The sequence below is a fragment of the Mesorhizobium sp. B264B1B genome (genome assembly GCF_020165765.1).
Lineage (GTDB): Bacteria > Pseudomonadota > Alphaproteobacteria > Rhizobiales > Rhizobiaceae > Mesorhizobium.
Genome location: NZ_JAIUIS010000001.1, coordinates 474,345 through 498,683, shown reverse-complemented (window position 1 = coordinate 498,683; position 24,339 = coordinate 474,345). Strand labels below are relative to the sequence as shown.

The following is a 24,339-nucleotide window of genomic DNA, read 5'->3' as shown; positions in this document are numbered from 1 at the left end:
ACTGCGCTTCCCTTGCATGCTCAGCCGCTAACCAGCGAAGGGTGGAGGCTATCGTAGCGCTCAATATTGAACCACTGGAACGTGTATCCATCCTCTGGTTTGTTGCCCATTCGACTTTTTACCAGAAGCCAAGTGCTCCCGGTGCAACTATCGAGCATTATGGGTGCGTAAGGTTGGTTTCCATTGCCGGGTATAACAGAGAAGCAATGTGTCTCCTGTGTCGGTCTGCTTAATATATCGTCGCAACCAGACAGCGCTATGCAGCCGAACATAGCGGACAAAATAATTGTAATTCGACGCATAAGTAACTCCCCCGCAGCAATGATGCGCCCGATGCGGGAGGAAGTCTAGCGAAGCCTTCCCACTCCGCCCCTGACCAGACGGTTCACGAATGCCGTCATCAGCCTTACAGCGTTATCCCGTACTTGGCGCACATCATCTTCGTCGTCTGGACATGAATGTCGTCAGCCTGGCCTTGAAACCAAACCTCGTTTTCATCCCCATCGGGATGCAACTCTCCAATAAACGGCACGCTTCCCGTGTAGCCGCCGAACGATTTCTTGGCATTCACATATCCGCAGACGAGCGCCATTTCCCTATTGCGGCAGATGGCAATAGGCGATGCTATTGCCGTTGCTGTAAGGGGACTTAATCTGAAACGTCCAGCCCTTGTCGAAATGGGCACCCTTGGATGCCATCAAACCGGCAATCTGAACGCAGAGATTTCGCGCCTCCCCACTATCCATATCGAGCGTGGCCGTAACCGATTGCCCCCATCCACTTACTTCGCATGGTGAGCTACCGAGACCCGTATTATCGACGACAGAACAAAGGGCATAGGCGTAGTTGACGGTGCGATCATCCGCTAAAGCTGGCGCCGAGACCGTGGCAACCACCGTCACACTCGCAAGCGCAAGCGCCAAAAGATTTACGGATTTCATTTTATCCCCCCCACTAAACCCGCCGCACATTGCCCGCGTGCTGGAAGCGATGTCAATTGGGGCTGTGGAGAGGTTGTAAATGGCATCAACCCTTGGGCTTGACCGGGGCTGAATATATTCCTATTAGATGGCATGCCACGCCGCAGACGACACGACAAAATCAGTGAGTATCATCTCGGATTGATCGAACGGCAAGCTTGGCTGCTCACAAAGGAGTTGCGGGAGGCGCAGTTGGCGTTGAAGCCCTTTAAACTCCAATGGGAAGCGATCGACCGATTACACCAAGATATGCGCCGCGCACTCAACCTGCTTAACGATCGGCCTGCGGATTACGAACCGCCACACATGGCGCCGATGTCGGGTGGGTAGCAATCAAACACGACTTACGGAGAACCAGCCGCGTCGCGTATCGCGAAATGTTTGCAGTATCGTGTCGAGCGTCTCCCACATCTTCTGATCTAGGTCGTGAATCCGCTTCGCTATATCCGCAAGCTCGTCCTTTGATACCCCGACGAAGTCGAGGACGGGCTTGCCTTTCTTGTCGACTGTAGCAGCGTAGCGAGCGCGCTCGCCTGTATGGGTGTTATAGAACCAAGGGTCATGGACAATTCGGTTCCGCTGGTCGTTTAAACCATATGACGAGCTAAAAAGACGTTCGACCCTGGCTATGCTATCGTCAGATGCTCCTAAGCTTTCGAGTAGTCCTTTGATGGCAGACATCCTTGACCGCAAACCCAGCATTTGTGCGGTTACGGATGCCGAGAGTGGCGGGGCTGCTTGCAATAGTTCCCATATGGCCTCGTCCGCGGTGCGTTCTAGCCTTGCCCAGTTTGAGGCAACAAGGCCAATGGCAGCGTAGTGGGGGTCGCCTTCTGGAATGATACGGTACTCTTCTTCGGAAGTTGCCATCAGAGAGAAAATGCCTTTCCTCGAGCAGATCATGAATGTCTTCTGCGTTTTACTTGGTAGCGGGCATAAGGCCCCTGCGGAACGATGTTTTAAGGACAGGGCCAGAATTGGCGCAAGGCCAGCATTACACCTGGCCCCTTATCAAGCGACCACTCGTCGGGGATGCAATCGGCGAGAATAGTCCTGCGGCCATCAACACAACCACCGCCCCAATGTGCTTCATTGATCCCCCTCATCATCCGATGTGAGATATGGCGCGCCAGACATCCGAAACAGGATTTTGCTATAGGGAAGGCGCAGAAGGATTTTCCCCTCCTTTGCGATCGCTCCCGCCATGACGCCCCGGCACAGAAGGCTAACGCCCCCCTGTATCCGCTGGCACATAGCATCTGGGCTATCTACTAGATTAGCATTTATCCCTGCGACTAGGACGGTAACCCCATTGGGAATCGCACCGATGGGCTGGATCACGATAATCCTAATGCCACCCACCCAAATCCCAAACGCAGCGACTACAGCAACAGCTAGCAGAATCTTTTTCATTGTTATTGGAAATTCTCGATAGAACCATCCTTGTAAACAATTCGGGTGACACGAACATCCACCTTTGCCGTGTCCTCCTGAACCGCACCGACCATCTTGTCGAATGGCTCGTTGGAGATGAATGGATTGTCTTCCCAATAGTAGAATGATTCGCTGTCGACTGCTTTATTCGGCGGTATCGTGATATCGAGTTTACCATCTTGATTTACGATGGTGTCGCCAAATGCGTCCCGGATGACGACAGAGTGGCCGATCGCCACCACTAGTTTGCTAGAGCTGTTTTTGAAACGTAGCCGCAATTCGATACGAGGATTGTAAACGTTCCGCTCCCAATTTTTACCCTGCAAGGAAAGCTTGGCGCTCACCATAGATACTGGGCTGGGTGAAGCGCTTGCTGCGGGGGAAGGAGTGCTTGGCTTCGCTTCCCCGATGTCAATTCTGTCATAACAAGTAAGCCGCGCCAGACTGTCGGCCATAGACCTACACGAAACGATGTCAGCGCTCGGATCGGCACAAGCTAAATTAGCCGACAACAACAGTGCTGCCGAAGCGACAATTGTAGTCTTCATAAACAATCCCCTCCCACCCACGGTAAATGCTTCGCGTGGGTGGGAGGGGAAGTCAAGGAGCTATCCTGCCCGCAACCTGTGTTGCCTTCTTGTTCCCCTTCCGCCACTGCCCCAGCCTTTCCGCACCGTCTGGCTTTGCTAACGTGATGCCGGCCGTGATCCCGAAATACGCCGCGAAAAACTGCTTTACCAGCGGCACGGGGCGCGCTTTGTGGAGCGGATCAATTCCGGGGAATCCACTCTTTTCCAAGGTCGGCATAATGGCTCGGTGCCAGTAGTCTGCTCGCGCTCTGCCAACGATAGCCGTGGCAATCTCCATGTCAGTGGCGAAGAGTGGCAAGCGGTCGAGCGCAGCGTTGGTGACGGTCTTGGGTTCGGGGATCATTTGCGCGCGCTCTTCTTTCGGGACAACTCCACGAGATTCTTGTGCGTCTGGTATGCAGAGAGCGCAGGCTTGATTGGTGCTGGCCGCGGCGGCGCTGGGGCGACCCTCATAGTGTCTTTGATGCCTTCGATGTCGGCCTCGCTAAACAAGAGCGTCCGGCCTGACACCATGCATAGACCATAGCGGCGAGCGATCTTGGCCACGCCTCTGCTGGTAAGTCGAAGCAGATCGGCGGCCTCGCTTAGAGTAAAGTTCTTGTTATGTTGCTCTGTCATCTGCACATGGATTGCAGAAAACAACCGTGAAGTCCATAGAGTACAAGTATGCACGTTTGCATGTTTTGTTTGGCAGAGAAAGGCAAGCAGGCATGTCGCTTGCCACACGCAATTAGGTCATATACTTCTTCAAGCCAGCATGTCGGATCGGGCATGTCGGTTTGGAAGACCGGTCGGCGACGCTTCGCCAACCAGGCGCGCACTGAACTTGATAATAGGTGCGCGCCACTACTTCGCAGTGTCTTTGGGCAAGAAACCTTTGGCCTCTAGGTCGGCCACGATTAGGATCTCGACGTATGCGGATATCGTGCGGCGGTCGGCTTTGGCGGCGCGCTCGAGCGCGACCTTGACCTCTTCAGAAAGCCGAATCCCGATACTAGTAGCGCGAACCATGACCACCTCCGTTGAACAATGTTAAACATTGTTGTTGACCGTTGTTGAACATCGTTATATGACGTTCAGCATTGCAGCGCAACGAGGAGCGGCGAAATGGAAGCGAATGCGGTTAACGAAACAACGTGGAAGTTTGAAGTAGGCGCTTGGATTACCCATAAAGACCGGCCCATGCCGTCTCTTGTCGTAGATCGAGTTCGCACCAACAAGGGCGTTGAAATCTACGGCGTTCGCTCGTTCGCGGTTGCGGACCCCAATCGGGACAGGATGATCCTTGGCGAGTTCCTCCGAACCATTGACGATGACGGCTGGGCGGATTGCCTACTCACGCCCGAGATGGCTGCAAAATTGGCGAACCGAACTGGAGTCTGAACCGTCTGGCCAATACATATCTGGCGCAAACGTGAATTTGAGGGAGAACAGCATGAGCCACACGGCTGCCAATGACAATTCACCGCTGTATCTCTCCGAAGCGACCATCGCCCAGCGAGTGCTGGGCGGCAAGTCTAAGGTTCAATGGGCTGCTATTGCCGCGGTATGGGAGCGCGAGGGCTTGCCGCGCATCGATCCCATTACCGGCTATCGCTACTGGCCTGCCGTGCGCGCCTTTCTGGACAGACGCCATGGGCTGCACCAATCTAGCCTTCCGACCTCTGTTGACGGCGTGGAGAATTGGTCTTGAGCGAATTCCCCGGCCTAAAGCGCAAGCGCAACAAGGATGGCACGGTTCGTGAGTACTGGGAGGCGCGTGGCGATCTCGCCAGGCGAGGCTTCAGGCCTTCTAGTATCCGTCTCCACTACCCGGAGACGCCACAAGGTCGGGAGCATCTGGCGGCTCGCTGCCATCTTCTGCAAGCCCAGATGCTCGAATGGGCGACTCGTGACAGCCATGGAGCGCCAGGTTTCGACGGCTCCCTCACCAGTCTATCGCGACTTTTTCAGACGAACGAAGATTCACCTTATCGCTCAATGAAGTGGAACACTCGTGAGAATTTCACCAAGTGTCTCGTCATCATCGAGGGCACGGTAGGCACGCGTCACATTGGAAAACTGCTCGGACCTGATTTCAAGCGGTGGCATCGGCAGTGGGGCGAGCCGAAAGCGCCAACTGAGAAGGAACCGCACCCCCCTGCCCGTCCCTGGCGAGCGAAACACTGCATGGACGCGGTTCGGCAACTCATTGGCTACGGGGTCACGCTGGGATATGATGATTGCTTCCGTGCAGACACAATTCTGTCGAAGATTCGCTTCTCGACGCCGCCCGCACGAAAATCCGTCATGACGGCCGAGCATGTCGAAGCAATCCGCAAGACAGCCCATGCCGAAGGCTGGCCGTCAGTGGCAATGGCTACCGTGTTGCAGTTTGAACTCGCCATGCGACAGAAGGATGTGATTGGTGAGTGGGAGCCTGTTCGTGACGCCAAGGGCGGCATCCTGCATCGTGACACGCGATGGACCAACGGCATGGTCTGGTCGGACATTGGTGCCGATATGGTCCTACGCAAAACGCACACGAAAACTGGTTTTGAAGTTGAGCACGACTTGAAACTGCACCCGATGGTGCTGGAAGAAATCGCCCGCGTGCCGCAGGAGAAACGCATCGGGCCAATGATCCTGGCCGAGACAACCGGCGAGCCTTACAAGCATCGCAAGTTTACCGAACGGTGGCGCAAGATCGCTGACAAAGCGGGCTTGCCGCGCAATGTCTGGAACATGGACGCCAGAGCCGGCGCCATCACGGAGGCATATGACCTTGGTGCGACCGAAACCGACGTCATGAAATCGGCGGGCCACAAAAATCGTCAGACGAGTGCACGGTACAACCGCGGCACCATCGAACAAACCAGCCGGGTTGCCCAGTTGCGCATGGCGAAACGAAACAGGAATCCCGAATGAGGGACGCGAGGGGGACGTTTGAGGGACGTCTCCCGCAACGCATTGAAAAGACGCCAGAAACAAAAGGAGGGAAACACATCCGCATCCTGTTCCTTGACAAGAAGAACACGCTGATTGCCGACGAGGTGCAGCAGACCGGCACTGTTGACCATACGCCCGTCTATCCGCGTGAGGTGGTCAAGCGCGCTCTCGAACTGTCGGCGACGGCAATCATCCTGGTGCACAACCACCCGTCGGGCGATCCGACGCCATCGCGTGCCGATATCGAGATGACCAAGGAGATCATCGACGCGGCCAAGCGGCTGGGCATTTCCGTGCATGACCACATCATCATCGGTCGCAAGGGCTATTCCAGCATGAAGGGCTTGCTGCTGATCTAGATCATCGGCTCGGCGAAGCTATCCGAATGAAAGCAGGCAATTCGCCGGCCCGGTCTTTCGGCTCAAGAATTTGAAAATCGTTCAATTCTGGAACGAATGGCCCGAAATTGAGGCCATATCGCCATAGTTTTCCAAATTCACTCGCAGATTCCAGACCTTTTAGAACATAATTCCGTTGAGGGGCGGCTTTTCCGTTGATACCGTTTGAAACGCTTCAATTGGAACCTGCCATTGCAACGCAAGCGCCCGACCATAGCGGATGTCGCACGCGCCGCCGGTGTCTCCATCGGAACGGTGTCGAACTTCATCAATGGGACCGCCGGCCTGAAGGAGGCCACGCGCGAACGCATCGAAAAGGCGATCGCCACGCTGATGTACCGGCCGAGTTCGTTTGCGCGCTCGCTGCCGGGCCGCGCGCCCCACAGGCCGAAGAATCTCGATCATCTGCCGAGGCTCCTGGTCGCGGGCCGGGTCAGTGTCGACTTTCTCTGCCGCGTCGACGTCCTGCCGCATCGCGACGACCGCATCACAGCCAGCCATATCGAGAAGGCGCTGGGCGGGCCCGCGGCCAATCTCGCGGTTGCCGCCGCCGGTGTTGGGGCGCCCTACGCTCTCGACGTGGAACTGGCGACGGCGGTCGGCGAAGACCCGGAGAGTGACTGGGCGCTCGGCGCGCTTTCCAAACTGGGCGTCCACGCATTGCCGATCCGCAACACGCCCAACAACCGCCTTTCGCAGGCCATCGTGATCATCGAGCGCAATGGCAGCCGCACGATCATCAGTGAACCGTTCGAACTCGGCGAGATCGATCTGACCGCCAATCTGGACATCCAGCCCGAACCGCGCCCGGCCTGTCTTCACATCGAAGGCTTCCACTACGAAACGATGACCGCTTCCATCGCGCGCTTTCATCAGGCCGGCTGGAGGGTGAGCCTGCATTCGGCCGGCCTGCCCAAGAGCGCACGCACGCCTGAAACCTTCACGCAGATGGTCCGGCACATCGACCTGACCTTCATCAACGATGTGATGATGCGGGAGATTTTCGACTTTCGCTCCAGGATGGCGACGATGATCGAAGAGGTGCGGCTGATGCTGGCGCGCATCAAGCCGCGCGGAACGGTCGTGCTCACTCTCGGCGAGTTTGGCGCGGTCGTCTTTCCGGCGAATGGCGGACCGCAGATCGAGGTGCCGGCACTGCCTGTCGACCGCGTCGATGCGACGGGCGCCGGCGACAGCTTCGCCGGCATATTCCTAAGCCTCTGGCTGCATGGTGCGTCGCTGGACGACGCCGCCCGCCATGCGGCGATCGGCGCGAGCCTGACGACCACGGTCGAAGGCGCACAGGGCTACATCGCGGATTTCGCGACTTTGAAGGCTGCCGCTTTGGCGAACAACGCCATGTTGGCAAGCTGAACCAACAACTTACGGGAACCCAGGAGAGTATTGGTCATGGCGAAAACAAGAGTGCTTCTGGTCGGCGAGAGCTGGATGAGTTCGGCGACCCACTACAAGGGGTTCGATCAGTTCGGCAGCGTCACCTTTCACCTGGGCGCGACGCCGCTGGTCGATGCCTTGAAGAGCAGCGAATTCGACCTCGACTACATGCCGGCCCATGAAGCCGTCGAAAAGCTGCCTTTCACCACGGAGGGCCTGTCGCAATACAAGGCCATCATCCTCTCCGACATCGGCGCGAACTCGCTGCTGCTTCACCCCGATGTCTGGCTGCACGGCAAGACAGTGCCAAACCGGCTCAAGCTTCTGCGCGACTGGACGCAGGCCGGCGGCGGCCTGGTCATGATCGGCGGCTATTTCTCTTTCCAGGGCATCGACGGCAAGGCGCGCTGGCACCGCACGGCCGTCGAGGAGGCGCTGCCGGTAACCTGCCTCCCCTATGACGACCGGCTCGAGATTCCCGAAGGGTTCCGGCCTGAAATCACCGGTCCCAAGGATCACCCGATCTTTGCCGGCATCGAAGGCGAATGGCCGCTGCTGCTCGGCGCCAACGAGGTCGTCGCTCGCGATCGCGATGACGTCGAAATCCTCGCCCGGTTGCCGCAGGAACACGGCGGTCATCCGCTGCTGGTCACCGGCCGCCATGGCCAGGGCCGCACGCTGGCCTGGACGTCGGATATCGGCCCGCATTGGCTGCCCAACAGCTTCGTGGAATGGCCGGGCTATGCGCGTCTTTGGACCAACGTGCTGCGCTGGGTCAGCAAGGCCGTCTAGCCGACCAGCAACCGCCGGGGAACCGCCATGACAGAACCGTTTCTTGTCGCCAGAAATATCGCCAAGCGCTTCGGCGCTCTGACTGCGCTTGCCGATGTCGACCTGGAAATCCGCTCCGGCGAGGTGCTGGCGCTTCTCGGCGACAACGGCGCCGGCAAATCCACCTTCATCAAGATCCTGGCGGGCGCCCATCCGCCCAGCGATGGAAAGCTTCTCATCGAGGGCAATCCGGTGGCTTTCTCCTCGCCCAAGGATGCGGCGTCGTCGGGGATCGCGACGATCTTTCAGGAACTGGCGCTCTCGGAAAACCTGTCGATTGCCGAAAACGTCTTTCTCGGCCGCGAATTGAAACGCTCCATTTTGGGTATTCCCTTCCTGAAGCGCAAGGAGATGCGCCAGCGCGTCGAGGGCCTGCTGAAAGAGCTCGACGCGCATATTTCCGATCCGGAAGCACCCGTCGGCAGCCTGTCCGGCGGTCAGCGCCAGGCCGTGGCCATCTGCCGGGCACTCAATCTGAATGCCAGGCTGGTCATCATGGACGAGCCGACGGCGGCCCTTGCCGTCGCCGAAACCCGCAAGGTCCTGGCACTGACGCGGCGGCTTGCCGCGCGCGGTTGTGCCGTCGTCCTCATCAGCCACAACATTTCCGAAGTGTTCGAGGTTGCCGACCGCATCGTGGTGTTCCGGCGCGGCCGCAAGGTGGCCGAACGGCTGGCGGCCGAGACCAATCACGAGGAAGTCGTTTCGCTCATAACAGGCGCTCATCCCGACGTGCGGGCGCTTGAAAAATCAAACTGAAATGCACGTCCATTCCAGAGAGGATAAACCAATGCTTTCTCAACTCAAAAAAGCGCTCGCCGTTTCCGTGCTGTCACTCGTGGTCGCCACGGCGGCGCATGCCGCCGACAAGCCCAAGGTCGCCTTCGTCCCGCAATTGATCGGCATACCCTATTTCAATGCCATGGAAGCCGGCGGCAATCGCGCCGCGAAGGACCTGGGCGTCGATTTCATCTATTCCGGCCCCGTCGACACCAACCCGGTCGATCAGTTGCAGATCGTGCAGAACCTGATCGACCAGGGTGTCCAGGCGATCTCAGTCAGCGTGCTGGATGCGTCCAGCATCGCGCCCGTCGTCGAGAGCGCCAAGGCCAAGGGCATCAAGCTTTTCACCAGCGACAGCGATGCACCCGACAGCGGCCGTGCCGTCTATGTGGCGCAGGCGACCGACGAAGGGCTCGGCACGACGATCATCGATGAGTTGGTGAAGCGCGTCGGCGAGGACGCCACGATCGGCATCGTCTCCGGCGAGGCGACGGCGTCCAATCTCAACGCCTGGATCGGCTTCATGCAGAAAGAGGCCACCGCCAAATATCCGAAGCTGAAACTGCTGGCTCCGCAATTCGCCGGCGGCACGGCCGAGCGCGCCGCGCAGATATCAGGCGATCTCATGGCCGCCAATCCCGACATCAAGGCCATCATCGCCGTCGCATCCTCGACCTGTCCGGGCGTCGCCCAGGCCATCGAAACCGCCGGTAAGATCGGCTCCGTCATCGGCACGGGCTATTGCAGCCCGAACACGGCGCGATCCTACCTGAAGAGCGGCGCCTTCGGCTTCACCGTGCTGTGGGATCCCGAACAGCTGGGCTATCTTACGGTCTGGGCCGGCAAGCAGTTGATCGACGGCAAGAGCTTCGAAGCGGAAAACAAGATCGCCGGCCTCGAAAAGCCCGCCACCTATGATGCCGCCAAGGGCATCCTGCTGCTCGGACCGCCGGCGGTCTTCACGAAGGACAATGTCGACAAGTTCAACTTCTGAGCCTTGGGATGAACACGGTGCGACAGTTTGGAAACGGCGTTTTGGCCATGAACGGGCGGGAGTGGTCCTTGCTTGCCGCCTGTCTCCTGGCGATCGTCATCTTTTCTGTCGCATCGCCCCACTACGCGACGCCAGGCAATGCGGCGACCGTCCTGCGCAACAGCGTCGAACTGCTGCTGATCGGCCTTGGCATGACCTTGCTGCTGGCCATGGGCGGCATCGACGTCTCGATCGGCATCGTCATGGGTCTGGCGGCAATAGCGATCGGCCGTGTGCTCGGCGCCGGGGGCAATCCGCTGCTGGCGCTCATCGCTGGCCCTGCGGTCGGTGCGCTGCTCGGCTGCGTGACGGCCACCGTCGTCGTCCTCGGTCGCATTCCGGCAATCGTGGGAACGCTCGGCTTGCTTGGCGTCTACCGCACCGCCGTCTTTGTCCTTCTCGGCGGGCAGTGGCTCTCCGGCCTGCCCTCGAGCCTCACCAATCTTCTGGCAACCACCGTACTCGGCATTCCAGTCCCAGCCATCGTCATTGCCATCGCCTATCTGGTCGTCTGGCTGGCGTTGCGGCGAACCCCCTACGGGCCGCACCTGCTGGCGATCGGCAATTCCGAGGAAAAGGCCCGGCTGTCCGGAATCCCCGTGGTCAAGGTACGCTTCATGACCTTCGTCATCAGTGGCGTCCTGACTGGCATTGCCGCCACGTTTTACGTCGCCACCTACCGCAATGTGGAGATGACGATCGGCAGCACGCTGGCGCTCGATGCGATCGCCGCGGTCATTCTCGGCGGCACGAGCATATTGGGCGGCAGATGCAGCTTGATCGGCACGGTCTTCGGCGTACTGCTTCTGAGAATTCTCCAGAATGGATTGCTCCTGATCGGCGTCCCCTCGCTTTGGCAGCCTGTGGTTACCGGCGTTCTCATCATCGGCGTGCTTGGCTTCGAAGCTGTCTCCAACCGGCTGCCGCTTGCCCAATTCCTGCGAGCCCGCGCATGAACAGGATCCGGAACCTGCAGGGCCCCGCCCTCACTTTGGCTCTGCTGTGCGGCCTCTGGCTGGTCGTTATTGTCGGCCTGCTGGCGCTCAAGCCCTCGGTCTTCAATCTTGGCACCGTCACCACGATTTTGCAATTTTCGACGATCCTGGCCCTGGTCGGCCTTGGACAGGCGCTGGTCGTCCTGGCCGGGGGCGCGGGCATCGACCTGTCCGTTGGCGGCGCCGTTTCGCTCTCGGCGATCGTTGCCATGCTTTCCCTGAAGCTGGGGTTGCCGCCCCTTCTGTTGCCGGTCGTCTGCATCCTGGCTGGCGCTGTGCTCGGTGCCTTGAACGGATGGCTGGTGAACGAGCTCGCCCTTCTCCCCTTCATCGCGACGCTGGGAACATTCTTCGTCTATTCCGGCCTCGCGCTTGCGGTCACCGGCGGCGCGGCGCAGTCCGGCGTGCCCGCCTGGCTGCTCGTTTGGGGGCGCGGTGCGATTATGGGCATCCCCGTGCCTTTCCTCACGCTCGCCGTCCCCTGCTTCGCGCTTGCCGGTCTCGTGTTGCTCTCGACGGCCTGGGGGCGCTGGATCTATGCCATGGGCTTCAACGAGCGCTCGGCCAAACTGGTCGGCATTCCGGTCGATCGCGTACGCTTCATTCTCTACGTGCTGAGCGGCGCACTGGCCGGTGCTGCCGGCCTCGTCTCTCTCGCCTGGCTCGGCAGCGGCAGGCCCAATATCGGCCAGAACCTCGAACTGGAATCGCTGACCGCGGCCATGCTGGGAGGCATCGTCATCACCGGCGGACGCGGTGGCGTCGGCGGCGTGTTCGCGGCCGTCCTGCTGCTGGTCACGCTGAAGACCGGCCTTCTGCAATTGAACATCAACACGGTCTGGCAGGTGGGGATTGTCGGCGCCCTTCTGGTTTTCGTCCTTCTCGCCGACCGACTTTCCCAACGTTGGAGATAACAATGCCTTCCATGGAAGAGACCATCGCCGCGCGCGTCGAGGCAGCCGCCGAGCGCATCGTTAAGACGCTGAGCGATCTCGTCGCCTTCCCTTCGATCGTGAAATCGAATCCGAAGGAGGCCGGCCCCGGCGAGCGGGATTGCCAGCTCTACCTGCAAAAGCGCCTTGAGGCACTCGGCTTCTCGACCGATCTCTGGGATCCAGACGGCCCGGCACTCTACGAAAAATACAAGCGACGTGCCGGCGCCAACAAGGGCAGGACGTTCGAGGGCCGGCCCAATCTCGGCGGCGTTTTGAAAGGCACCGGCGGCGGGCGGTCCATCATGCTGACCGGCCATATCGACGTCGTGCCGCCGGGTGCCGCCGGGCACTGGACCACCGATCCCTTCCAGCCTGTCCTGAAAGATGGATTCCTGCACGGTCGCGGCACGGTCGACATGAAGGGCGGCGTCGCTTGCATGCTGATGGCGGTCGAAATCCTGAAGGAACTCGACGTTTCCCTCTCCGGCGACGTCGTCTTCACCACCGTCGTCGACGAGGAAATCGGCGGCATGGGGTCGCTCGCCATGGTTGATCGCGGCTTTCGCGCCGACGCCGGCATCATGACGGAACCGACGGCGAACAGGATCGCACCGCTTTGTCACGGCATTCTGTGGGGCAAGATCATCATCGACGGCATAGGCGGCCATGCCGAACTGACGCCGAACGCCTGGTATTCGAGCGGCCCGGTCGACGCCGTCCAGCTTTGCCGGCAGATCCTCGACGGCATCGACATCCTCAACCGGCGATGGATGTTCGATCCCAGGAAGAACCACCCGCTGATGGACCTGCCCAACCAGATCATCGTCACCCAGATCAATGCCGGCGAACATCCATCCTCCATGGCAGGACGCGGCGAGATCATCATCGACGCACAGTATCTGCCGAGCGAGCATGACGAGTTCAGGCTGGGCGGCAATGTCAAACGCGAAATCGAAGAGCACATCGCCAATGTCTGCCAGGCGGATCCTTATCTGCGAAAGCACCCTGCCCGTGTCGAATGGATCCTCGATGCCGATTGCGCCGAGATCCCGTCGGACAACCCCTTTGTCGGCCTGTTCCAGGAGGCCGTCAAAGCAGCCGACCTGTCGCCGGCCCTGAGCGGCTTCGGCGCACACAGCGACATCGGCCTGCCGACCGGCCTGGGCAACACCCCGACCGTCAACTTCGGTCCTGGCGATCCGGCGCAGGCGCATCAGCCGAACGAGCGCGTTTCGGTGCGCGATCTCGTCGACTGCACGAAGGCCATCGCCTTAGCGGTGGAGAAATGGTGCCGATAGTTTTTAGCTGACTGCGAGCGGCAGGAAGTTTGCGGAAGACGTCCGGGAGGAGCGGCGAGAGCAATTCCAGGAAAAGTGTGTACGGTTTTCCCGGGAAAAGCGCGTAGCGCTTTCCCTATGGAATTGCGCAAAAACAAAGAGATAGAGCGGTTCGCCGTTTCCATGAAACGGTGAACCGCTCTAAGAGGCCGCCCGTCAGCCACCAAACCTCGGCTCGGGAACTCCGGTCACGCCAAGGCCGGTGATGGCGAACAGGCTGCCGCGCAGCACGCCATCGCCGGGAAAACGCGGCAGCGGCGGCTTGGCCATCGAGGTGACGTAGAGCGTGTCGAGCTTCGGTCCGCCGAACATGGCGCTGGTGATCTTCTTCACCGGCATGTCGATGATACGGTCTATGCTGCCGTCCGGCGCGTAGCGCACCAGGCGGCCGTCATAGACCAGCGCATTCCACAGACAGCCTTCGGCATCGACGGTCGAGCCGTCGGCGGCACCACCGCGGCTGGTATCGACGCGAACGAAGGTGCGGCGGTTGCTGGCCGTACCGGTCTCGATGTCGTAATCATAGGCCCAGATCTCGCCGGTCCAGGTGTCGGCGAAATAGAAGGTGCGGTCGTCGGGGCTCCAGCATGGACCGTTGGAGCAGATGATGCCGGAATCGATCCTGGTGACGGAGAAATCCGGATCGAGCCTGTAAAGGCCGCCGGAGGGCCCCTCTTCCATCGTGTCCATCGAGCCGGCGAAGAAGCGGCCGCGCCGGTCGACCTTGCCGTCGTTGAGACGGTTCATCGGCTTGTCCGGCTCCGGATCGTGGATCAGCGTCACCTCGCCGGTGGCGAAATCGAGCAGATGGAAACCGCGCTGCAACGAGACGACAGCGCCGCTGCCATCCTTGCGCAGCGCCATCGAGCCGATTTTCATCGGCACGTCCCAGCAGCGGATCTCGCGCCCGTCGGCGGTCGCGCGGAAGACGCGCCCGTCGAAACTGTCGATCCAGTAGAGGCGCTCCTGCTCGACGTCCCAGAGCGGTCCCTCGCCCAGCGTGGTCTTTACGTCCACCACGACTTCGATCTTCATGCCGTCCTCCTCTTTGTTGGCTCGCGCAGCGATTGGCCGCGTCAAAAAGCGACCTTGTCGCCGCCTTTCAGTGACAGGATCTCGCGCGCCTCGTCCGGCGTCGCCACCTCCATGCCGAGCCCTTCGATGATCTTGCGTGCCAGCACGACCTGTTCGGCATTCGACTTGGCAAGCTTGCCCCTGCCGGCCCACAGGCTGTCCTCCAGCCCGACCCGGATATTGCCGCCGAGGGCCGCCGACTGCGCGGCGATGCGCAACTGGCTGGCGCCGGCGCCGAGCACCGACCAGCGGAACTGGTCCCCGAACAGCCGGTCCGCTGTGCGCTTCATATGCGCGACATCCTCCGGATGCGTGCCGATGCCGCCCAGCAGGCCGAACACCGACTGCACGAAGAAGGGCGGTTTCACCAGCCCACGGTCTGCGAAGTGGGAGAGATTGTAGAGATGCGCGATGTCATAGCACTCGAACTCGAACCGCGTGCCGTTGTCGTAGCAAGTCGCGAGAATGTACTCAATGTCCTTGAACGAGTTGCGGAAGACGAGGTCGCGCGTCGCTTCCAGATGCGGCTTTTCCCAGTCGAACTTGAAGGTCTCGTATTTGTCGGCGAGGTGATAGAGCCCGAAATTGATCGAGCCCATATTGAGCGAGGCTACCTCCGGCTTGAACTGGGCGGCCGGGCGCACCCGCTCCTCGACCTTCATGTAGGGGCTGCCGCCGGTGGTGATGTTGATGGCGGCGTTGGTGCCTTGCTTGACGCGCGGCAGGAAACGGGCAAAGGCCTCCGGCGTCTGGTCGGGCTTGCCGGTCTCCGGATCGCGGGCATGCAGATGCAGGATCGCGGCGCCGGCTTCCGCGGCGGCGATCGCCTCCGAGGCGATCTGGTCCGGCGTGATCGGCAAATAGGGCGACATGGTCGGCGTGTGGATCGCCCCCGTCACCGCGCAGGTGATGATGACCTTGCCCCTGGCCGCCGTGGCGCCGGGCTTGCGGCTGGTTTCTTTCATTGTCCGAACTCCTGATCCGATTTCTTCTTGTGCGCCGCCAGCGCCATCAGCCGGCGATCGCGCCATACCTGCCGATCGCCCAGTTTCTCCCTGGGCAAGCGCCTGCTACGCTCGGCCTCGACGGTTTCCATCACCTCGCCCGCCCAGTCGACGCGACGCAGCATCTGCGGGAAAATATTGGAATAGATGCCCTGGTAGCGCTCGGCATAGTCGCGCACGCCGCCCGGCGCGTTGAGATCGATGGTCTCGAAGGGCCCCATGAACGACCAGCGCAGCGCCAGCCCGTCGCGGATGCCGATATCGACGTCCTCGACGCTGGCATAGCCGTCGGCGACAAGCCGGAAAGCTTCCTCGAGCAGCGCCCCTTGCAGCCGGTTCATGATGAAGCCGTCGAGCTCGCGCTTCATCACCAGCGGCGCGTGGCCGGCATCGAGGAGGAAGGCGCGCGTCCTTTCGAGCGTCTCGGCGGACGTCCACGGCGCCGGCACCACCTCCGCCGCCGGAATGAGGTAGGGCGGGTTGATCGGATGCACGACCAGGCAGCGGTGCCGCCCCGGGAGATGATCGGTGAATTTCGACGGCAGCAGCGCCGAGGTGGAGCTGGCGATCACCGCCTGCGGATCAGAGAGGGAATCGATCCGCGAAAACACCTCGCGCTTCACTTCGAGATTTTCCGGTGTGTTCTCCTGGATATGCACGGCGCCGGCCAGAGCCGCGTCCAAGTCTCCCATGACGACGATGCGCTCGAGCACCGCGTGCGCGGTCTGTCCGCGCAGCAGATCATTCGAAGCGAGATCGCCGAGCACACCTTCTATGTAGTCTCGCGCGCCGCCTGCCGCGACCGGCGACTGGTCCCACATGCGCACATCATGGCCGGCGCGCGCGAAGCTGATCGCCCATGCCCGTCCGATGAACCCGCTTCCGACAATTGCAACCCTGGCCATGGCTTGCTCCTCAAAGCGTTTCGACGTTGCCGTCGACGCCGAGCGACTGGCCTGAAATGTTGATGCCCGCGTCGGACAGCAGGAATGCGACCATCGAAGCCACGTCGTACGGGCTGGTCATGCGGCGCAACGAGATGTTCTGCAAATAGCGTTCGGTCATCTCCTGATGGCTGATGCCGACCTGTTTGGCGCGTGCCGAGATAACGCTCTCGATGCGCGGCCCCTCTATGATGCCCGGCAGGATGGCGTTGACCCTGATCCCGTGCGGCCCAAGCTCCTTGGCAAGGCTCTGCGTGAAGCCGATGACGCCGAATTTGGCCGCCGAATAGGGCGTGCGGAACGCATAGCCGTGGCGGCCGGCCGCCGACGACATCGAGACGATCGAACCGCCGCCGGCCCCCTTGATGAGCGGCACGGCGCGCCGTGCGCACAGGAACTGGCCGGTCAGGCCGATGTCGAGACAGCGCCTCCAGTCGGCCGGATCGATTTCGTCGACGCCGCCGGTCGGCCCGGCGATGCCGGCATTGTTGATCAGTGCGTCGAGGCCGCCGAGTTTCTCCTCCACCGCCTCGAACAGCCGGTCGACATCGTCGTCGCGCGACACGTCGGCCTTGACCGCTGCGACGAGCGCCATCTTCTTGGGGGCGGCCGCCAGGGCTTCGTCGGACACATCGCAGACGACGATGCGCGCACCGAGCCGCGACAGCGTTTCGGCAATGGCGAAGCCAATGCCGCCGGCGCCCGCCGTGACCAGGACACGTTGCCCTTTGAGCCCCGCCAGGAATTCGTCGGGCGATTTGGGTGCGCTCGTGCTCATGATTCCATTCCCTTCATTGTATGCGTCTTTCGCGCAGCGCCATGACGGCGCCGAGCACCACCAGCCCGAACAGGATCGCCCGTGTGGCGTAGGGCAGCGTCGTGCCGGCCAGAAGCATCTGCAGCGCCGTCAAAAGCAGCACGCCGCCGAGCATGCCGAGATAGTGGCCGCGCCCGCCGGTGATCAGCGCACCGCCGACCACGACAACGGCGATGGATGGCAGGAGATAGTCGTCACCCATGCCAAGGCTGGCCTGGCCTGAAAAGCCGGTTAGCATGACGCCGACGATCGCCGCACACAATGCCGACAGCATGTAGACGAAAATCAGCGTCCGTCCGACGGCGATGCCCGAGAGCTGGGCCGCGCGCAGGCTGTTGCCGATGCCGTAGACCTTGCGGCCGAAGGCGGTACGGCCGAGCAGCAGCACCGCAAAGACCACGAAGACGATCATGAATGGCACGACCGGCGTCACCACCCATATCTTGCCGGTCATGAACCAGCGCAGCATCGGCGAGGAGAAGCCGGCCGGCGTGCCTTGCGAATAGAGAAGCGCGAAACCTTGCAGGATGCCGTTGGTGGCGAGCGTCATGACGATCGGCGAGATGCCGAGGAAAACGATGCCAATGCCGTTCGCCAATCCGATAAGACAGGCGATGGCGAGCACCACAGGCAGCGCATAGGCGAGTGCCGCGTCCGATCCGTTGACCATGCCGGCAAGGAGGATGCCCGACAGGCCGATGGTCCACGGCACCGACAAGTCGAGCCCGCCGGTGAGAATGACGCTGCCCTGCCCGAGCGCAAGCACGGCAAGGAAACTCGACAGCACGAACAGCGAGTTCCAGTAGGTGGGATTGAAGATGGCCCGGCCGAGCCAGATCTGGGTGACGATCATGACGACGGCCAGGCAGACATAGGCCGGCAGCGCGTAGCGCAGCGCCTCGGCATTGCGCACGCGAAAGCCGGGCGCCTGTCCTGGAATGGGCGTTTTGTGAGCGATGCGCAATCTGCGGTCGGTGGGATCGAGTTGCGACGGCAGCATGCCGGCACGCCAGGCGGCGAGCCGCGCGCGCAAGGCGCGGATTTGGTAGGCGAGGACGGAGCCATGCGACAGCGAGCCCGCGAGCACGGCAAGGATCAGGATGGTGCCCTCGGCAATGGTCGAATAATAGGCCGAGACGTTGAGCACGAGCAGGACGTTGACGACCATCATCAGGATATAGGCGCCGAAGACGGTGCCGAACGGACCACCCTGCCCGCCGCCGAGCCGCGTGCCGCCGACCACGACGGCGGCGAATATCGACAACAGCAGCGGATTGCCGACCAGCGGATCGCCGCTGCCGGTCTGGGCGCTGATGAACACGCCGGCAAGCCCGTAGCAGCCGCCGGCGATGACATAGACGAGGAAGCGCACGAGAGCGACGCGCACGCCGACCGCGGCCGCAGCGTCTGGATCGCTGCCGACCGCGTAAAGCGCCGTGCCGAACCGCGTGCCTTTCAGCCAGAACCATGCCAGCAGGACCATGCCGATGACGACCAGCGGCATGGGCAACCAGCCCGGGATCGCATCGCCGAGATAGAAAGAACCGAGATCGGGCGAGACGAAGCCGCCGGGCTTGTCCATGACCAGCAGTGTGATGCCTTGCAAGATGAACATGGTCGACAGCGTGACGACGATGGGCTGCATGCGCAGCACCGCGATGAAGAAGCCGTTGAACGCCCCGACGAGCATGCCGACGCCAATGCCGGCCATCGTCCACAGCCAGACGCTCGTTCCGGTCGCCATCGGATCCATCGACGTGGCCAGCACCACATTGACCAGCGAAACCACGGCGCCCGCCGACAGATCGAAACCGCCGGACAGAATGACGATGGTCTGGCCCATCGCCGCCAGCGCCGAGGTGGCGCCGCCGCTCGACAGGAACGAAATGTCGAAATAGGTGAGCCGCCCGGCGCTGATCAGGTCGACGACGACGAGCAGCACTGCAAAGACGATCGCCGCGATGATGGCGCCGCGATGCCGCGCCAGGAGGCGCACCAGGGATCCGGCCTGTCCGGTTGCCGTCGAACCGACCGCGCTCACTGTGCTGCCTCCAGCATATTGCCGCCATGTCCCAGCGCCGGACGCATGATCGCGCTCTCGGTGATCTCGTCGCCGGCGAGCTCGGCCACCAGCCGTCCGTCATAGAGAACGAGCACGCGGTCGCATTGATGGACGAGTTCGGGAATTTCGGTCGAATGCAGCAGGATCGAGCCGCCCGCCGCCACATAGTTGCGCATCATCACGTAGAGCTCATGCTTGGTGCCCACATCGATGCCACGGGTCGGGTCGAAGAGCAGCAGGATGCGGCTTTCGGCGACCAGCCACTTGGCGATGGCGATCTTCTGCTGGTTGCCGCCGGAAAAGGCGCCTGCCCTTGTCCACAGCGCTCGGTTGTCCACCTCGACCGTCGAGAAGGCCGCCTGCACGGCGCGTGCTTCCTCCTCCTCGCGGATCAAGCCGAGCCGGGTGAAGCGGCCGACCACCGGCAGCGATGCATTCTGCCGGCCCGACAATTTCAGGAACAGGCCTTCGGTCTTGCGATCCTCCGGCACCAGCCCGATCGCCATGTTGGGCCTCAGCGCATCGGCCGGCGAGCCGAGCCACACTTTGCGGCCGTCGACCATGACGTGGCCGCGTTCGATCTCGGCCATGCCGAAGCAGGCGAGGAACAGGTCTAGCTGGCCCATACCCTGAAGTCCGGCGATGCCGAGGATTTCGCCCCTGCGCAAATCGAAACTGGCGCCGTCGAGTTTTCTGCCCGCCTTGAGGTCGCGCACGCCGAGCACCGGCGGACCGAAGACGGCCGCGCCCTCGGGCTTTGGCGGAAAGGTCTGCGCGAGGGCGCGGCCGATGATCTTCTCGATCACATCCTCATCCGAGATGTCGGCCACCGGTGCGGTGATGATGTGGCGGCCATTCCGAAGGATGGTCAAGGTATCGCAGAAGGCCCGCACCTCACGCATGCGGTGGGTGATGAACACGACCGTCGTTCCGGCGGCCTTGAGCCGCGCGATGATTGTTCCCAGCCATTCGACGTCGCCGCCCGAAAGCGTCGAGGTCGGCTCGTCCAGCAGCAGGATGCGCGGCTTGCGGTAGACGGCGCGCGCGATCTCGATCTTCTGGCGGACCGCGAGATCGAGCGTCGCAACCTCGGCGTCGAGATCGACCGAAAAACCGAGATCGGCAATGTGCCGGCCGACTGCCTTGCGCGCGGCCGACCGCCTGATCAATCCGGTCGGGCCGGATGGCGCATAGGGCAGCAGCATATTGTCGAGAACGCTGAGGTCGCGGACCAGCGTCATCTCCTGGAACGCCGTCTGCACCCCGCGGTCGTGCGCGGCGCGCGGCGAACCGAGCGCGGCCGGCGCGCCAAGGATGCTGATTTGGCCCTGATCGGGCCGCACCAGTCCCGATAGGAGCTTGACCAGCGTCGACTTGCCGGCGCCGTTCTCACCCAGCAAAGCGTGCACGCTGCCAGGCGAGATCGCGAAGGAGACGTCGTCAAGCGCGACCGTGGCGCCAAACGCCTTGCGTATGCCGTCAACGGCAATAGCCGGCACATGCGTTGTTGAAGTCATCATTCCCGGTTCCGGCATGCCATGCTTGCGGGCGCGTGGAGCCCACAGTGCCCCACGCGCACGGATTGCTGAAGCCTACTCCTCGGGCTGGCCGACGAGCGCCGCGTTGAGACCGATCTCGGGCGTCTGGTCGGAGAAGATCGACGCGAACCAGCCTGGGTTGGAAACCAGCGACGGCTTGAAGGTGTTGCATCCGGCCTTCATTTCCGCCCAGGTGCCCTCGTTGCAAAGCTTGATCGTCTCGTTGGTGACGATCGGCAGCGGCAGGATGGTCGCTTTCGGCACATCCTTGCCCTCGAGCGCCTCGATGGCGAGCTTCAAGGCGAGCGCGCCGGAATAAGGCGGCGAGGCATAGGAGATGCGCGGCGCGCCGAGCGGCGCGTAGGGAGAAGCAGCGCCCTCGACCTCCGTGCCTTCCGGCAGCATCTGGATGCGGCCGCCATTGGAGCCTTCGCCGGCGCAAGGCAAAAGCGCGCCGGCTTTCCTGCCTGCCTCGAGCTGCATCGAATTGGCGGTGAAGCAGCCCACCTGCATCCACAGCCCGTTAATGTCGTCCCAGCTGCGCGTGGCGAGAATCTTGGAAAGCTCGGTGCGTGCCACGGCCTGGCTCCACATGCCGACCGCCTCGCCGACGATCTTGATGTCGGGATATTTGGCGAAGACCGCCTTGGCGGCCTTGGTGCGCAGGTCATCGACCGAAGTGCCGGGAACGCCGGTCACGGCGATGATGTTGCCCTTGCCGTTGAGCTTCTGGGCCAGCCATTCGGCTGTCACCCTGCCAGCCTCCTCCTGGTCGATATGGACATTGTAAGCGCATGGCTCGGTGATCTCGGCGTCGTAGGCGAAGACCTTGACCCCCTTCTCGCAAGCGTTCTTGACGACCTGGTTCAGCGCCGTCGGCGAGATCGGATAGATCACGATCGCCTCCGCTCCCGCCTGCACCATGGCGTTGATCTGCTGGATCTGGCGCTGCGCGTTCGGTCCGGCCACCTGGACCTGCAGGTCGATCTTGTCGACCATGCTCTTGTGCGCGGCCATCGCCTTGACCATGTTCGCCGCCTCGGCCTGCCAGTCATTGCCGATGAAGCTCATGCTGAGAAAAATCTTGTGTTTTTCAGCGGCCTCGGCCGCGGAGATGCCAAAAGCACAGGCAGCCATGCCGGCCAGCAGCGCAAGCCGCCGGGCTTTCAATCCGATACCCATTATGAAACTCCTCCCGATCCGAACGATCGGATGCCTCCCAAGGGCACGAGACGTGACCTTGCCATCCGATATCGCAACCGTATCACCATTTGATCAAAGATCAATGATGAAATATCCTCATGACAAGGCGACGGCCGGGGCGCTTGACGCCGCAGCCGGAAGCCTGCATTCCGGATAGGGTTATGGCGCAGCTTGCGCGGGAAGGTTGAGGGGAGATGGCTGGAGCGGCGTTCAGGAAGCCGGGTGTTGAGATCGCGCCCCTGTCCAAGGAGACCTTGCAGGACAGGGTCTATCGCCATGTCACCGAATTGATCCTCGACGGCAGCATCGTGCCGGGCGAGATGGTAACGGTGCAAAGCCTTGCCGATGCTTTCGGCGTCAGTCCGATGCCGGTCAGGGAGGCCCTGCGGCGGCTGACCGCCGCCAACGCGCTGATGGTGGTTTCAGGCCGCTCGATCGGCATTCCCGCACTCAGCCGCACACGCCTCGTCGATCTGAGAAACGTCCGCTTCGAGATCGAAGCGATCGCCGCCGCATGGGCGGCCGAGCGTATGGACGACCAAGCTATCGCCCGGCTGCGCCAGCATCTGGACGCGCTCGAACAGGCCAATGCGGCGGGAGACGTCAAGTCCTATCTGCGCGCCAACTACGCCTTTCATTTCTCCATCTACCGGGCGGCCGGCTCCGAGAACATTCTCAACATCATCGAGAACTTGTGGCTGCAGATCAGTCCTTATTTCAACATGCTGCACGATTCCGGAAACTATTCGACCGCCAATGCGCACCATCAGGAGATGTTCGCTGCGTTGCGCGACCGGGATGCGGAAGCGGTCAAGGCCGCGGTCCGCGCCGACATCGACGCCGCCTTCGACGTTCTGGTCGGCCTGCTGAAATAGCACAAACGAAACTTCGTCGGCGCGAAGATCGAAATCCGGGCTGCCGGCCGGGCTTGGCACACCCCACCGTCGACTTCGCCCAAACGATCCGGCGCAGGCGCATCAGCCGGACGAACGCGTCCCCGTGTGTGATGGACGGCTCCTCTCGAAGGGTTGGCGCAGGCAAGGCGGGATTTTTCCCGTCAAGACAGTCGGCTCTAGAATTGCGACCCCAAATCAAGCTATGATGCACTTGGCATTTCCGGAGACGGCTTCGCGCCCCTGGAATGCCGGGAGGAACGGGACATGGCCTTCGCGCTTGTACTCGTTTTAATAGTTGTGGGCTCGGTGCTGTTCCACCTCCTGAGCCCATGGTGGTGGACGCCGATTGCCTCGAACTGGGACTATATCGACAACACCATCATCATAACTTTCTGGATCACCGGCGTCGTCTTTGCCGCCGTGGTTTTGTTCATGGCCTATTGCGTCTTCCGCTTCCGTCATCGGGAAGGCAATCAGGCGGCGTATGAACCGGAGAACAGGCGGCTCGAATCCTGGCTGACGGTTGTCACCGCGGTCGGCGTAACGGCTTTGCTGGTTCCCGGCCTGTTCGTCTGGAACCGGTTCGTCAACGTTCCGAGCGACGCAACCGTGGTCGAAGTTGTCGGCCAGCAATGGCAATGGAGTTTCCGCCTGCCCGGCAAGGACGGCAAGCTCGGCACGTCCGACACCCGCGGCGTCACCGCTGACAATCCGTTGGGCGTGATCACCAGCGATTCCAATGGCCAGGACGATGTCGTGGTCGAAGCGGCCGATCTGCATCTGCCGGTTGGCAAGCCGGTCAAGATGTTGCTTCGCTCGATCGACGTGCTGCATGATTTCTATGTGCCGGAATTCCGCGCCAAAATGGACATGATCCCGGGCTCGGTCACCTACTTCTGGTTCACCCCAACGAAAACCGGAACCTTCCAGGTCCTGTGCGCTGAACTCTGCGGCCAAGGACATCCGATGATGCACGGTGTGGTGATGGTCGATACGCAGGAGGATTACCTGGCGTGGCTTGGCCAGCAACAGACGTTTGCGCAATTGTCGGCGCCCCAGCAGACGGGCTCGGCAAGCCAGGCGTCGGGTCCAACGACGGTGTCAAGTTCGAGGATTGCAGCAAAGCTCGAAACCGTCGGGTCTCGCTAAAAAGGACACGGAG

Annotated in this window: 24 protein-coding genes and 1 pseudogene; 13 read left to right on the top strand and 12 right to left on the bottom strand. The window is 61.5% G+C overall.

The genetic code is table 11. The features are described from left to right. Positions 1-406: 406 nt before the first annotated feature. The 5 genes from LB547_RS02345 to LB547_RS02325 all read right to left on the bottom strand — a co-directional run bounded on the left by LB547_RS02345 (position 407) and on the right by LB547_RS02325 (position 3,347). Positions 407-592, bottom strand: coding sequence for a hypothetical protein (locus LB547_RS02345; protein ID WP_140762853.1), 186 nt, complete (start codon positions 590-592; stop codon positions 407-409). 4 nt (positions 593-596) lie between these two features. After that, on the bottom strand, positions 597-941 hold the full coding sequence (locus LB547_RS02340; RefSeq protein WP_140762850.1) for a hypothetical protein: 345 nt from the start codon (positions 939-941) through the stop codon (positions 597-599). Between the two features lie 372 nt (positions 942-1,313). Next, positions 1,314-1,883, bottom strand: coding sequence for a hypothetical protein (locus LB547_RS02335; protein WP_224655889.1), 570 nt, complete (start codon positions 1,881-1,883; stop codon positions 1,314-1,316). A 512-nt stretch (positions 1,884-2,395) separates the two neighbouring features. After that, positions 2,396-2,962, bottom strand: a complete 567-nt coding sequence (locus tag LB547_RS02330) for a hypothetical protein (RefSeq protein ID WP_140762841.1) — start codon at positions 2,960-2,962, stop codon at positions 2,396-2,398. A 52-nt stretch (positions 2,963-3,014) separates the two neighbouring features. Continuing rightward, positions 3,015-3,347 carry a hypothetical protein gene (locus LB547_RS02325; protein ID WP_140762838.1) on the bottom strand — a complete coding sequence of 111 codons (333 nt, stop codon included), beginning with the start codon at positions 3,345-3,347 and terminating at the stop codon, positions 3,015-3,017. A 764-nt stretch (positions 3,348-4,111) separates the two neighbouring features. On the opposite strand from LB547_RS02325, the gene LB547_RS02320 reads away from it, so the two are divergent. From LB547_RS02320 to LB547_RS02270, 11 genes and pseudogenes are all read left to right on the top strand, one after another. Beyond that, complete coding sequence (locus tag LB547_RS02320) at positions 4,112-4,387, top strand: hypothetical protein (protein ID WP_140762836.1); 276 nt, start codon at positions 4,112-4,114, stop codon at positions 4,385-4,387. 52 nt (positions 4,388-4,439) lie between these two features. Beyond that, positions 4,440-4,697, top strand: coding sequence for a hypothetical protein (locus tag LB547_RS02315; protein WP_140762833.1), 258 nt, complete (start codon positions 4,440-4,442; stop codon positions 4,695-4,697). After that, complete coding sequence (locus LB547_RS02310) at positions 4,694-5,911, top strand: hypothetical protein (protein WP_140762831.1); 1,218 nt, start codon at positions 4,694-4,696, stop codon at positions 5,909-5,911. The genes LB547_RS02315 and LB547_RS02310 overlap by 4 nt, the downstream gene beginning before the upstream one ends. A 77-nt stretch (positions 5,912-5,988) precedes the next feature. Beyond that, positions 5,989-6,291: pseudogene (locus LB547_RS02305) on the top strand (JAB domain-containing protein); the annotation flags it as partial. Positions 6,292-6,522: 231 nt separating this feature from the next. After that, entirely contained in the window at positions 6,523-7,704 is a 1,182-nt protein-coding gene (locus tag LB547_RS02300) for a carbohydrate kinase family protein (RefSeq protein ID WP_140521013.1), read from the top strand. Between the two features lie 36 nt (positions 7,705-7,740). After that, the gene (locus tag LB547_RS02295) at positions 7,741-8,517 is read left to right on the top strand and encodes a glutamine amidotransferase (protein WP_140762828.1); all 777 of its coding nucleotides are present in this window, start codon (positions 7,741-7,743) and stop codon (positions 8,515-8,517) included. A 27-nt stretch (positions 8,518-8,544) separates the two neighbouring features. Further along, a complete protein-coding gene (locus LB547_RS02290; RefSeq protein ID WP_140762825.1) occupies positions 8,545-9,315 on the top strand; it encodes an ATP-binding cassette domain-containing protein in 771 nt (256 codons plus the stop codon). Positions 9,316-9,346: 31 nt separating this feature from the next. Further along, complete coding sequence (locus LB547_RS02285; protein ID WP_140495805.1) at positions 9,347-10,333, top strand: autoinducer 2 ABC transporter substrate-binding protein; 987 nt, start codon at positions 9,347-9,349, stop codon at positions 10,331-10,333. 47 nt (positions 10,334-10,380) lie between these two features. Next, positions 10,381-11,328: an ABC transporter permease gene (locus tag LB547_RS02280; RefSeq protein ID WP_224655888.1), complete on the top strand. Its 948-nt coding sequence runs from the start codon at positions 10,381-10,383 to the stop codon at positions 11,326-11,328. Continuing rightward, positions 11,325-12,281, top strand: coding sequence for an ABC transporter permease (locus LB547_RS02275; RefSeq protein WP_140517085.1), 957 nt, complete (start codon positions 11,325-11,327; stop codon positions 12,279-12,281). Before LB547_RS02280 ends, LB547_RS02275 begins: the two co-directional genes overlap by 4 nt. 2 nt (positions 12,282-12,283) lie before the next feature. Further along, positions 12,284-13,600 carry a M20 family metallopeptidase gene (locus LB547_RS02270; protein WP_140762822.1) on the top strand — a complete coding sequence of 439 codons (1,317 nt, stop codon included), beginning with the start codon at positions 12,284-12,286 and terminating at the stop codon, positions 13,598-13,600. Between the two features lie 195 nt (positions 13,601-13,795). Here LB547_RS02270 and LB547_RS02265 read toward each other — a convergent pair whose 3' ends face one another. The 7 genes from LB547_RS02265 to LB547_RS02235 all read right to left on the bottom strand — a co-directional run bounded on the left by LB547_RS02265 (position 13,796) and on the right by LB547_RS02235 (position 22,260). Beyond that, the gene (locus tag LB547_RS02265; RefSeq protein ID WP_140728906.1) at positions 13,796-14,674 is read right to left on the bottom strand and encodes an SMP-30/gluconolactonase/LRE family protein; all 879 of its coding nucleotides are present in this window, start codon (positions 14,672-14,674) and stop codon (positions 13,796-13,798) included. A 41-nt stretch (positions 14,675-14,715) separates the two neighbouring features. Next, a complete protein-coding gene (locus LB547_RS02260) occupies positions 14,716-15,678 on the bottom strand; it encodes a 3-keto-5-aminohexanoate cleavage protein (RefSeq protein WP_140517090.1) in 963 nt (320 codons plus the stop codon). Beyond that, positions 15,675-16,622: a 3-hydroxyacyl-CoA dehydrogenase gene (locus LB547_RS02255; RefSeq protein WP_140517092.1), complete on the bottom strand. Its 948-nt coding sequence runs from the start codon at positions 16,620-16,622 to the stop codon at positions 15,675-15,677. The genes LB547_RS02260 and LB547_RS02255 overlap by 4 nt, the downstream gene beginning before the upstream one ends. A 10-nt stretch (positions 16,623-16,632) precedes the next feature. Continuing rightward, entirely contained in the window at positions 16,633-17,439 is an 807-nt protein-coding gene (locus LB547_RS02250; RefSeq protein ID WP_140495799.1) for an SDR family oxidoreductase, read from the bottom strand. A gap of 13 nt (positions 17,440-17,452) precedes the next feature. Further along, a complete protein-coding gene (locus LB547_RS02245) occupies positions 17,453-19,519 on the bottom strand; it encodes an ABC transporter permease (protein ID WP_140762819.1) in 2,067 nt (688 codons plus the stop codon). Next, on the bottom strand, positions 19,516-21,057 hold the full coding sequence (locus LB547_RS02240) for a sugar ABC transporter ATP-binding protein (RefSeq protein ID WP_140623498.1): 1,542 nt from the start codon (positions 21,055-21,057) through the stop codon (positions 19,516-19,518). Before LB547_RS02240 ends, LB547_RS02245 begins: the two co-directional genes overlap by 4 nt. A 75-nt stretch (positions 21,058-21,132) precedes the next feature. Continuing rightward, positions 21,133-22,260, bottom strand: a complete 1,128-nt coding sequence (locus LB547_RS02235) for a sugar ABC transporter substrate-binding protein (protein ID WP_140762816.1) — start codon at positions 22,258-22,260, stop codon at positions 21,133-21,135. A 215-nt stretch (positions 22,261-22,475) separates the two neighbouring features. On the opposite strand from LB547_RS02235, the gene LB547_RS02230 reads away from it, so the two are divergent. After that, on the top strand, positions 22,476-23,156 hold the full coding sequence (locus LB547_RS02230) for a GntR family transcriptional regulator (protein ID WP_140495796.1): 681 nt from the start codon (positions 22,476-22,478) through the stop codon (positions 23,154-23,156). Positions 23,157-23,441: 285 nt separating this feature from the next. Further along, positions 23,442-24,326, top strand: coding sequence for a cytochrome c oxidase subunit II (gene coxB / locus LB547_RS02225; protein WP_140495795.1), 885 nt, complete (start codon positions 23,442-23,444; stop codon positions 24,324-24,326). Positions 24,327-24,339: the final 13 nt, after the last annotated feature.

What these genes read in the sequence shown, in the direction of transcription:
- coxB (WP_140495795.1), top strand. Translation starts at nt 23,442, where the DNA reads ATGGCCTTCGCGCTTGTACTCGTTTTAATAGTTGTGGGCTCGGTGCTG.
- LB547_RS02250 (WP_140495799.1), bottom strand. Translation starts at nt 17,439, where the DNA reads ATGAGCACGAGCGCACCCAAATCGCCCGACGAATTCCTGGCGGGGCTC.
- LB547_RS02295 (WP_140762828.1), top strand. Translation starts at nt 7,741, where the DNA reads ATGGCGAAAACAAGAGTGCTTCTGGTCGGCGAGAGCTGGATGAGTTCG.
- LB547_RS02285 (WP_140495805.1), top strand. Translation starts at nt 9,347, where the DNA reads ATGCTTTCTCAACTCAAAAAAGCGCTCGCCGTTTCCGTGCTGTCACTC.
- LB547_RS02255 (WP_140517092.1), bottom strand. Translation starts at nt 16,622, where the DNA reads ATGGCCAGGGTTGCAATTGTCGGAAGCGGGTTCATCGGACGGGCATGG.
- LB547_RS02325 (WP_140762838.1), bottom strand. Translation starts at nt 3,347, where the DNA reads ATGATCCCCGAACCCAAGACCGTCACCAACGCTGCGCTCGACCGCTTG.
- LB547_RS02240 (WP_140623498.1), bottom strand. Translation starts at nt 21,057, where the DNA reads ATGACTTCAACAACGCATGTGCCGGCTATTGCCGTTGACGGCATACGC.
- LB547_RS02275 (WP_140517085.1), top strand. Translation starts at nt 11,325, where the DNA reads ATGAACAGGATCCGGAACCTGCAGGGCCCCGCCCTCACTTTGGCTCTG.
- LB547_RS02290 (WP_140762825.1), top strand. Translation starts at nt 8,545, where the DNA reads ATGACAGAACCGTTTCTTGTCGCCAGAAATATCGCCAAGCGCTTCGGC.
- LB547_RS02260 (WP_140517090.1), bottom strand. Translation starts at nt 15,678, where the DNA reads ATGAAAGAAACCAGCCGCAAGCCCGGCGCCACGGCGGCCAGGGGCAAG.
- LB547_RS02235 (WP_140762816.1), bottom strand. Translation starts at nt 22,260, where the DNA reads ATGGGTATCGGATTGAAAGCCCGGCGGCTTGCGCTGCTGGCCGGCATG.
- LB547_RS02270 (WP_140762822.1), top strand. Translation starts at nt 12,284, where the DNA reads ATGCCTTCCATGGAAGAGACCATCGCCGCGCGCGTCGAGGCAGCCGCC.
- LB547_RS02335 (WP_224655889.1), bottom strand. Translation starts at nt 1,883, where the DNA reads ATGATCTGCTCGAGGAAAGGCATTTTCTCTCTGATGGCAACTTCCGAA.
- LB547_RS02315 (WP_140762833.1), top strand. Translation starts at nt 4,440, where the DNA reads ATGAGCCACACGGCTGCCAATGACAATTCACCGCTGTATCTCTCCGAA.
- LB547_RS02320 (WP_140762836.1), top strand. Translation starts at nt 4,112, where the DNA reads ATGGAAGCGAATGCGGTTAACGAAACAACGTGGAAGTTTGAAGTAGGC.
- LB547_RS02330 (WP_140762841.1), bottom strand. Translation starts at nt 2,962, where the DNA reads ATGAAGACTACAATTGTCGCTTCGGCAGCACTGTTGTTGTCGGCTAAT.
- LB547_RS02345 (WP_140762853.1), bottom strand. Translation starts at nt 592, where the DNA reads ATGGCGCTCGTCTGCGGATATGTGAATGCCAAGAAATCGTTCGGCGGC.
- LB547_RS02230 (WP_140495796.1), top strand. Translation starts at nt 22,476, where the DNA reads ATGGCTGGAGCGGCGTTCAGGAAGCCGGGTGTTGAGATCGCGCCCCTG.
- LB547_RS02280 (WP_224655888.1), top strand. Translation starts at nt 10,381, where the DNA reads ATGAACGGGCGGGAGTGGTCCTTGCTTGCCGCCTGTCTCCTGGCGATC.
- LB547_RS02265 (WP_140728906.1), bottom strand. Translation starts at nt 14,674, where the DNA reads ATGAAGATCGAAGTCGTGGTGGACGTAAAGACCACGCTGGGCGAGGGA.
- LB547_RS02340 (WP_140762850.1), bottom strand. Translation starts at nt 941, where the DNA reads ATGAAATCCGTAAATCTTTTGGCGCTTGCGCTTGCGAGTGTGACGGTG.